Here is a 9903-nt window from a genome sequence, read left to right on the forward strand (position 1 = left end):
GGCCTTTCTCCAGAAAGGCCCCTTCTCCCCTCCCCGGTTCTCCTTTCCCTCCCTCACATTCTCAGTGGTTGCCGAGCGGAAGGATCGCGGGGTATGTTCCGGAAACGTCGAACATACTCTAGCCGAACGGAACGCCGCTGTATGAATGCTTCCCGACTTGTTTCCCTGTTTCTTTGCTTGAGCCTTGCCCTGCCTTGCGCGGCCTTTGCGGATACTGCCCCGGCATCCGGACAGAAAACGGATGCGCCCGCGAGCGCGCCGAAACCCGCACCGGATCCTACGCAGGATGTCTGGACTACGCTGCTCCAAAACCGGGTGGAGGAGCTCGGGGCCATTGATGCGGAAACCGTGGCCTTGACCAAGCGCCTGCCGGATGCCTCCCGCAAGTTGAATGCGTCGCTCAGCGCCATTGAGGAAGAATACCAGCGGCTCATGACGCTTTCCCGGGTGAGCAGGGGGTTGCCGCTGGAGCTGTCCGTCGTCCAGCAGCGGCTGGCACGGCTGAACGACAAGCTCTCGGATGTGCTGGAACCGCTGGAAGGCACGCTGAACACGCTGAAAAGCCGGCTCAGTGAAATTTCCCTTCTGGAGCAGGACTCCGCCCCCTCGAAGGATGAAACGGACATTTCTCCGGAATTGCAGGCTTTTTTGAGCGACCTTGCGCAGACGCAGGGGCGGCTGAATACGGTTCAGATCCGCATCAGCCGCGTGCTCGCTCCCGCCCGCAAGCTGCAGGAAAACATCACCTCCCTGACCGGGCGGGTTGCCAAGTCCATTCCAGGGTTGTGGCAGGATTATTATCTCCAGCGCTCGGGCAAGATTTACGACGTGGATTCATGGCTTAATATCCAGAAAAGTATCAATGCGTTGCAGGAGACCTTCTCCGTCCGCATGAACGCGGAACTGCCGTGGAGCCTCGCCGGTTGGCTCGGCGTCATACTGCGCGCAATCGTGCTTATCCTGCCGCTGCACGGCCTTATCTTCGTGTCGCGCCGCATGTCGAGGAAATGGCCCGAGTCTTTGCGTACGGGCTGGACCAAGATGTGCGGGCACAGCTTCGTGTGGCTGTCCTTTGGCTTCATGTTCCATTTCGCGGCGTGGTCCCCGAGCGGATCGTACCATGTCCTGTCCATCATCGGCACGTTGCTCCTGAGCCTTGGGCAGATGGCGCTTGCATGGGACTTGTATACATTCCAGCGGAGCGATCTCCAATTGCGCTCGCCGCTGTGGCCGTTGTTCACCCCTTTGCTCGGCGGGCTTCTCCTCCTGTTTTTCAATTTGCCCGGCCCGATTCTCGGCGGCATCTGGCTGCTGATGTCGCTCGTCACTCTGTGGCGTGACTACAAGCGCCCTTTGCCGGACATCCCGTTCCCGCTGGTCATCAATCTTTTGAAAGGGCAGGCCGTTATCCTCTGGATCGCCGTGCTCATGACCCTGATTGGATGGGGGAGGCTGTCGATTCTGGTATGCGTGGCGTATGCGGCGGTGGCCGTGTGCGTGCAGCAGGCCGTGGGCTTTATGCGGCTCATGAATGTCATTGCCGAGCACATGCCGCAGGAAGGGGTGAAGGCTTTGTTCAGCGGGTTCCTGCTGGCTCTGGCGCTTCCCGCCATGCTCGTGCTGGCGACGGCGGCAACGGGGCTGTGGATTCTGGCCTATCCCGGCGGCGAGTTCCTGCTGACGCACTTGGCGAACATGGACGTGAGCGTGGGCAAGACCTCATTCAGTATGCTTCAGGTGCTGTTTATCGTCAGCGCATTCTACGTGACCCGCTCTTTCATTTCGGTGGGGAGGTCGTTCATTGCGGATCTGCCCGCGCATTCCATGCGCCTTGACCGCAGCCTTGTGGGGCCGATTCAGGCCGGGTTCACGTATCTCCTGTGGGGCTTGTTCGGCTTATATACCCTGAGCGCGCTTGGGTTCAGCCTGACCAGCATCGCGGTGGTCGCCGGCGGTTTGTCCGTAGGTATCGGCTTTGGCCTCCAGAACATCATCAACAACTTCGTCAGCGGGCTTCTGGTCATCTTCGGGCAGACTCTGCGCGAAGGCGACGTCATTGATGTGGGCGGCGTCAACGGCATTGTCCGGCGCATCAATATCCGGTCCACGCAGGTGGAGACGTTCGACAATGCCGTCATCTTCGTGCCCAATGCGGAATTTCTGTCCGGCAAGCTCACCAACTGGACGCGCAACGGGCGCATGGTCCGGCAGGAGGTCGCTGTGGGCGTGGCCTACGGGTCAGATATCCAGCTTGTCGAGAAGCTGCTCAAACAGGTGGCGAAAGAGCACCAGAAGGTTCTGACCTATCCCGAGCCGGTGGTTCTGTTCAACGACTTCGCGGCCAGTTCGCTGGATTTCCGGCTGCGGTTCTGGGTGGGGGACATCCTGCACGGCAGCGGTATCGCCTCGGACATCCGAAAAGTCATTGACGCAAAGTTCACCGAGGCCAACATTGAAATCTCTTTCCCGCAAATGGATGTGCACCTGCGCGAGAACGAAACCGTGCCCGTGGAATTGCGCAATCCCCGCAAGGTGAAAGAGCCAACCCTACAGCAAGAGGACAAGAGCGATGCTCCAGAGCAAAACGGATAATCCATTGGATGGGCTTCATCTTGAAACGTATGTCCGGGCCGATGCGGACGGGGTGGCGTCATGCGCCGCCGGGTTGCTGGCCGCCCGCTGTGCGGAGGCCGTATCCCGGCGCGGCGTCTTCACGCTGGCCCTGTCCGGAGGCTCCACGCCGTTGACGTTGTTCCGGCTGTTGCGCACGGAGGCGTGGGCGGCGCGGGTCGACTGGGCGCACACCCGCGTTTTTTGGGTGGATGAACGCTGTGTCGCTCCGGATCATCCCGCGAGCAATTACGGTGCGGCCAATCAGGAACTGCTGGCGCATGTCCCGGCGGCGGAAATCTATCCGATGGACGGCGAGATTGATCCCGACGAGTCCGCCGTGGCCTATGAGGAACTTTTGCGGCAACATGTTCCGGCGGAAGAGGGGATGCCCCGTCTTGATTGCGCCCTGCTCGGCATGGGGGACGACGGGCATACCGCTTCGCTGTTCCCCGGCAGCCCGCTGCTGGCGCCCGAGGCGTTGCGTTCGGGCCGCCTGACCGGTTTTGCCGTGGCCGAACATCTGGCCCCCAAGCCTGAGAGCCGTCGAATCACGTTGACGCTGGAGATGATCAACGCGGCCCGCTGCTGCCTGTATTTGGCGACGGGGGAGGGGAAGCGCCCTCCGCTCGGCAAGGCGCTGGATCTGCTGGCGCCTGCCTCTTTGCCCGTGCAGCTCGTGCGGCCGAAGGGTGGCGAGCTGATTTGGGTTATGGACGAAGCCGCTTGCGGTGGACGGCAGTAGGAGGTGGGTTGCTGAAGGGGGCCCCCGGAAACTGTTTTCCGTGGAGCGGAAGCCGTAGGGCGGGATCGCTTCCATGTTGTCCCGGATTCTGTGGGACCCATGATAGATTTATTTAAAGAAAATTATTCTTATTAGTGTATAAAATATTGTACCGTTAGAACGGATATTTTGTATTAGAGTACAAAAAATGATACAAAAAAGGATTTTTACGCGGTAAAATGAGTCCTCTCCAGCCCGCCCCCCCATACGTCGTGTCTTGGGCGTGAAGGGTGTCTTGTCGTGTGCCTCATCCTGTTTATGGGCGCGCTCCGTTTTTAATCCGTGACTTTTTGATGAGGGAAGCCTCGAAAGCGGCATAGCGTCTCACTTCTCGCCTCATAGGACGGAAATGTCGTCCGGCCCCTTTTCTCCACGGAAACGGGGCTTTTTTTGTGGGGTCCGTTCATGGGCCGCGTGGGGCACTCAAACCCTCCGGATTCGTTTTTTTCATCTAAGAAGAGCTATGGCATGTTCTTTGCTATACCCTTACGGCGCGCCCTATGAGCTGGAAAGAAGCCTTTTTTCCGGCTGGACCCAAACAGTCGAGGATAGTTTTTCTATGCGTAACCCATTGGCAGGATATGCTGTTTCTGTGACAGGCACGTTGGCCCTGCTTGCCCTTGTGACGGGTTTTGTGCCCGGCGGAAGCAATCAGAGCCTTGAGCCCGTCACCGGAGCGACCAGCCGGGCCAAAGGGGAAAACCCTCTGCCCCGCCCGCTGCTTCATATTCCTGAGCAGTTTCGGGAAGCCATGAAGCAGAATCTCCCTTCAACGCCCTTTGCCGCTTCCAGAGACCGTTTTCCGGTTCTGGAGGTGCAGAGCGATGGTACGGTAACCATGCGCCCGCTGCACGGAAGCATCCCGGTAAAGCTGGAAACGACCAGTACATCCCTTGCGGCGATGCTGACCGCCGCCCCCACGGAACCCCAGCAGGCCGACTTTGTTCCCCGCGCGGAACTGTTTTCGAATATGCCCCGCATCAATCGGGCGGAACCCCCCCATCTTGATGTGCTGGGCAAGCAGCTGGATTTTGATGATCTGCCCCTGCGCTGGAACGGCAGCCAGCAGGCTTTCGAGCTGGCCCCTGAAGTCCTAGAGCGTACGGAAAAATTGCTTGGCGACTTGCGGCAGCTTTCCGGTCTGACCGCCTCCATGCGCCGTCAGGCCGAGCAGTACCGTCCGGTCGTGGAGAAGTATGCCGACCGTTACAATCTTTCGCCGGATTTGGTATTTGCGATCATTTACACCGAAAGCGATTTCGACCCTGACCTGATCAGCAACCGCTCGGCGCATGGCCTCATGCAGGTGGTGCCGGACACGGCTGGCGGAGAAGTGCACCGCTGGCTCGGCCGCATCGGCAAGCCATCCCCTTCATTGCTGCTGCATCCCGAGACGAACATCAAGTACGGCACAGCGTACATGTATCTCTTGCAGAACCGGCATCTGAGCGCGATCGCCGATCCCCAGTCCAGGGAGTACTGTGCCATCGCCGCCTACAATATCGGTACCGGCGGCATGTTGCGGACGTTCGGCAAGTCGCGTGATGCCGCCTTTGAGGCCATCAATGCCATGACGCCGGAGCAGGTGCGGAACACGCTCCTCAAGAAGCTTTCCTCGCGGGAAACCAAGGCGTTCCTTGCTAAGGTTCTCAAGTCGCGCGAGCGTTTTTCCATGCTGGGCTGATTGCCGTTTCTTTGCGCAAAGTACAGGCAACTTTTTCCGTCATACCGGAAGCCGACGGGATCGCCCCCGCGATCCCGTCTTCTGTTGTGGATTGTGGCTTGCGGGGAAAAAAGGTAAGATGATCACTTGGACGGGATCTTTCCTGTGGAAAGTCCCCAGTCGCCGGGTTGCGGCGACGTTGAACCTCTTTGCGAATGGAGTTTCCATGCGTACTATCAGCGCTATCGCTCTGTGCCTCATGCTCGTATTTGCGACGACCGGCTGTGCCGCCAGCAAAATTGCCGTGGTCGATCCGGCCCGTCTTTTCCAGGAAAGCGAACCCGGCAAGGCCGGCATCGAACACCTGAAGCAGCTTGAAGCCGCCATGCAGGAACAGCTCAAGACGGCCCAGGGCATGATCGAAAAGGCTCCCAACGACGAAGCCCTCCGCGCCCGTTTCCAGAAGACCTTTGTTGGTTACCAGCAGATCGTCAATGCCGAGCAGCAGAAGGTTGTGCAGCAGATCAACGGCTTGATGCAGAAGACCCTTGAAGACTTCCGTACCAAGAACGGCTACTCGGTCATCATGAACGCCGAAGGCCTCCTCGCGTTCGATCCCAAGTCCGATGTGACCAAGGAAGTGATCGCCGAAATGGACAAGACCAAGGTGACCTTCGCGCCCGTCAAGCTGGAACCCATCACCGCCGCTCCGAAGGCCGACGACAAGGCCGCTCCGAAGGCTGACGCCAAGCCTGAAGCCAAGAAGTAAATGTGAGAGAACCTGGGGAGGAAAAACCTTCTGGAGAAGGGTTATTTCTCCCCAGGCCCCTCCTTTCCCAAGACTTTCGACTGGTGGGGAGGCTGCGTGCCAGCGTTCCCTCCGGAACACAAAGGCCCATTCCGATGTTACGGAATGGGCCTTTGCTTATGGGAATGCATTGAGGCCAAAGCGTCTTGCCTGGGTACGGCTCACTGGTTTTGGAGATCGCCCACAGCTCGAAAGCTCTCAGGGATTCGAACAGGCCGAAAGTATTGGGCAGGGGAGAGGAGGGCCCGCATTGGTATGTCCGGGGAGGGACGTTTGCTTTAGAAAGGTTGTTTCTTTCCTCCTCAGCGTTTCTCTTCTTTCCCCGCTCCAAACGTGATGTCTTGAATGGCTTTTATGGTCTGTCTGGTCACGGCGTCCATGTCGGCATCGTCGATGGTGGCTCCCGCGGCGTTGAGATGCCCGCCGCCGCCGAAGAGGGCTGCCACGGAGCGTACGTCATCGCTGCCGGATGAGCGGAGGCTCAGTTTGCAGCGGTTGCCGGGGTCCTGCCGGATGAGCACGGCGACGCGCACGCCCTTGATGCGGCGCATCTGTTCGGCAAAGCCCTCCAGATCCTCGCGCACGGCCCCGAAGGAGCCGATTTCCTCCATCGTGACGGGACAAACGGCTACCGTGCCGTCACATTCAAGGGAAAGGGTCTGCATGAGCTTGCCCCAGAGCTTCGTCTTGGGCATGGACCATTGGTTGTCGAGCTTTTCGCGCATGGCGGCAGCGTCAAGGCCGTTGGCGACGAGGCGGGCGGCAAGCGTGAAGACCGCCGCGCTGGTGTTGCCGTGCGTGAAGGAACCCGTGTCGGAGACGAGGGAGAGGTAGACGCACTGGGCCAGTTCCCCGGTGAGGGGCACGCCAGCGGCGTCGGCGATGGCGGCCACCATCTGACCCGTGGCGGCCATGCCGGGGTCCACCCAGTTCCCGAGGGAGGCGAACATGGGATTGCCGAGGTGGTGGTCAATATTGACGGAAGGATACTCGGGAAAGACCGCGAGCAGTTCCTTGCCCATGCGCCAGGCGTCGCCGCAGTCCAGCACGATGATCAGGCCGGGCTTGAAGGGGATGGCGGAGGGCTTGGTGACGAGCTTTCCGGGCAGGGGGACCCACTCCAGATAGTCGGGGATGCCGGTGGCATTATAGAGTACGAACCGCTTGCCGAGCGCCTTGACCAAGGAGCCCATGGCTCCGGTGGCTCCGATGGCGTCCCCGTCGGGGCTGCCGTGCGCCACGATGACGATGTTGTCGAATTGCTGGATGATCGCCGCCATTTCCTCGGCGGGCTGGATGATATGGGCCGTCTGCATGTCTTGTTCGTACACTGTATCAATCCCCATTGATGAATTCCAAGTCACTGTAAACCATCTCTTCGGAACACACGGCCTCCATCATGGCGAGGCATTTGTCCATCCGCGATTGCAGGTGCTGCTCGCTGTTGCTCAGGGAAATGACCATCAGCCGGAGACGGGTCAGGGAATCCTCCGTGCCGTATTCGGCGATGGCGACGTTGAACGTATTGCGCACCTTTTGCTTGAGGCTGTTGGCGACACGGCGCTTTCCCTTGAGGGAGTCGTTGCCGTGCAGGTGGTACTCGACGGTAAGGACTGCGATGACCATGATTCAATCCGTTGGTAAAATCGTTCTGTGCTACCTTTCTGGAATAATGGAACCACGCAGAAACGCAAGCCCTTTGAGGAGGATTTCTCATTGAGAAGATGGACGGGGGAGGGGAGGAGGGACCTTTCTCCAGAAAGGTCCCTCCTCCCCTCTCCCGACCTCCACCCCTCCGTCCCCAAAGACTTTTGACGTTATCGAATCCCTGTTCGCAGCTTTTTCTGGCTTGAGGAGCAGAAGAAGGGCTTTTCCGCATGACGCCCGTTTGATGCGTTTCTTGCATGTAACAGGCTGCATGTTACAGAAAAAGCCTGTTCATTTTGTGAAGATGTATTGGCTTTGAATCGTCCAACCAAAGGAAGGGCGCCGATCGGCCCGTTGCTGAGAACAAAGCCGGAACGACGCCCGCATACGAAAGTCTTTGGAGAGGGAGAGGGGAGGTTTGGAAGGGGGAGGGAGAAGCCTTTCTTCAGAAAGGTTCTCCATCCCCCCTCCAATTTCATCTATTCCATGCCACTACAGCGTAGCGGCCTCTTCGACCATTTCGAAGGCTTCGATAACGTCGCCGACCTTGATGTCGTTGAAGTTTTCGAGGCTGATGCCGCACTCATAGCCCTTGAGGACTTCGCGGACGTCGTCCTTGAAGCGGCGGAGCGAGGCAATCTTGCCGTTGTGCACGACCACGCCGTCGCGGAGCAGGCGGACGCTGGCGTTACGGGTGAGCTTGCCGTCGACGACATGGCTGCCCGCGATGGAACCGACCTTCGGCACGGAGAAGACTTCGCGCACTTCGGCCTGGCCGAGGTACACCTCGCGGCTGACGGGAGCGAGCAGACCGGCCATGGCGCTCTTGATTTCGTCCACGAGCTTGTAAATGATGTCGTAGAAACGGATGTCCACGCTTTCGTGTTCGGCCATTTCCTTGACTTTCGCCGTCGGACGCACGTTGAACCCGATGATGATGGCGTCGGAAGCCGAAGCCAGCAGGATGTCGGATTCCGTGATCGCGCCGGTGCCGCCGTGGATGATGTTGATGCGGACCTTTTCCGTGCTCTGCTTGTTGAGGGCATCCACGATGGCTTCGAGGGAGCCCTGCACGTCGGACTTGACGACGAGGTTGAGCACGAGCGCTTCCTGATCGTCCGCCTTGCGGGACAGGAAGGTTTCGAGGGTCACGCGGGACTGCTTGGCGAGTTCGCGTTCACGCAGCTTGACGGCGCGGCTTTCCGCGATGCGGCGGGCCAGCTTTTCGTCCTCAAGGCAGATGAACTCCTCACCGGCTTCCGGCACGCCTTCAAAGCCCTGCACTTCCACAGGAATGGACGGCCCGGCCTCTTTAACCTTGCGGCCCTGGTCATTGAACATGGCGCGCACGCGACCGCTGAACACGCCGCACACGAAGGTGTCGCCCTGATGGAGCGTGCCTTCCTGGATGAGCACGGTCGCCACTGGGCCGCGGCCCTTGTCGAGCTTGGCTTCCACGATGTGGCCGCGAGCCGGCTTGTCCGGGTTGGCCGTGAGTTCGAGGATGTCGGCCTGGAGGGCCAGCATTTCGAGCATTTCGTCGAGGCCTTCGCGGGTCTTGGCGGAAACCTTACAGACCACGGTGTCCCCGCCCCAGTCTTCGGGCACGAGGCCGAGGGAGGCGAGTTCCTGAAGCACGCGGTCAGGGTTGGCCGTGGGCTTGTCCATCTTGTTGACCGCAACCATGATCGGCACGCCGGCGGCGCGGGAGTGGTTCACGGCTTCGCGGGTCTGTTCCATAACGCCGTCGTCGGCGGCGACGACCAGCACCACAAGGTCGGTCACCTGCGCGCCGCGGGCACGCATGGCGGTGAACGCTTCGTGGCCGGGCGTGTCGAGGAACACGATTTCGCCGCGCTTGGTCTTCACGTGGTACGCGCCGATGTGCTGCGTGATGCCGCCCGCTTCGCCGCTGGTCACGTTGGTCTTGCGGATGGCGTCGAGCAGCGAGGTCTTGCCGTGGTCGACGTGGCCCATGATGGTCACGACCGGAGGACGGCGCTTGAGCTGCTCAGGCGAATCTTCGGTGCGGTGATCGGCCAAATACTGTTCTTCGGCGAAGCCCACCTTTTCCACTTCATAGCCGAATTCGGCGGCTACGACGGATGCCGTGTCGATGTCCAGCGCCTTGTTGATGGTCGCCATGATGCCGAGGTTGAACAGCACCTTGATGATTTCATTGGACTTCAGGCCCATCTGGTGAGCCATGTCGGCCACCCGGATGGCTTCTTCGATGCGGATCTTGCGCTTGACGGCCTTGAGGGGCTGGGTGGCCTGAGAAACAACACGGCTGGCCTTGGGCCGTCTGCGTCCGCCTCTGCGCGGCACATCATCCATATCATCGCTGCGGCGGCGCCCGTTGTTCGCGGTGTCCTGAAAATCGACGGTACG

7 protein-coding genes are annotated in these 9903 nt (G+C 59.8%); 4 read left to right on the forward strand and 3 right to left on the reverse strand.

The features are described from left to right. Positions 1 to 141: 141 nt before the first annotated feature. The 4 genes from HMPREF0178_RS10715 to HMPREF0178_RS10730 all read left to right on the forward strand — a co-directional run bounded on the left by HMPREF0178_RS10715 (position 142) and on the right by HMPREF0178_RS10730 (position 5826). Positions 142 to 2592, forward strand: coding sequence for a mechanosensitive ion channel family protein (locus HMPREF0178_RS10715; RefSeq protein WP_009733423.1), 2451 nt, complete (start codon positions 142 to 144; stop codon positions 2590 to 2592). Next, on the forward strand, positions 2570 to 3355 hold the full coding sequence (gene pgl / locus HMPREF0178_RS10720) for a 6-phosphogluconolactonase (protein ID WP_009733424.1): 786 nt from the start codon (positions 2570 to 2572) through the stop codon (positions 3353 to 3355). Before HMPREF0178_RS10715 ends, pgl begins: the two co-directional genes overlap by 23 nt. Before the next feature lie 631 nt (positions 3356 to 3986). After that, positions 3987 to 5078 (forward strand): transglycosylase SLT domain-containing protein, encoded by a 1092-nt coding sequence (locus HMPREF0178_RS10725; RefSeq protein ID WP_232281255.1) that lies wholly within the window; start codon positions 3987 to 3989, stop codon positions 5076 to 5078. 205 nt (positions 5079 to 5283) lie between these two features. After that, positions 5284 to 5826 carry an OmpH family outer membrane protein gene (locus HMPREF0178_RS10730; RefSeq protein WP_009733426.1) on the forward strand — a complete coding sequence of 181 codons (543 nt, stop codon included), beginning with the start codon at positions 5284 to 5286 and terminating at the stop codon, positions 5824 to 5826. 341 nt (positions 5827 to 6167) lie between these two features. On the opposite strand, the gene HMPREF0178_RS10735 is transcribed toward HMPREF0178_RS10730, so the two are convergent. The 3 genes from HMPREF0178_RS10735 to infB form a co-directional block, all read right to left on the reverse strand. Further along, positions 6168 to 7211 (reverse strand): bifunctional oligoribonuclease/PAP phosphatase NrnA, encoded by a 1044-nt coding sequence (locus HMPREF0178_RS10735; protein WP_009733427.1) that lies wholly within the window; start codon positions 7209 to 7211, stop codon positions 6168 to 6170. Further along, complete coding sequence (locus HMPREF0178_RS10740) at positions 7201 to 7491, reverse strand: DUF503 domain-containing protein (protein WP_005025051.1); 291 nt, start codon at positions 7489 to 7491, stop codon at positions 7201 to 7203. Before HMPREF0178_RS10740 ends, HMPREF0178_RS10735 begins: the two co-directional genes overlap by 11 nt. A 513-nt stretch (positions 7492 to 8004) precedes the next feature. Then, a partial coding sequence (infB, locus tag HMPREF0178_RS10745; RefSeq protein WP_009733428.1) for a translation initiation factor IF-2 occupies positions 8005 to 9903 on the reverse strand: 1899 nt, incomplete at its 5' end.

Origin of the sequence: Bilophila sp. 4_1_30 (genome assembly GCF_000224655.1) — a bacterium.
Lineage (GTDB): Bacteria > Desulfobacterota > Desulfovibrionia > Desulfovibrionales > Desulfovibrionaceae > Bilophila > Bilophila wadsworthia.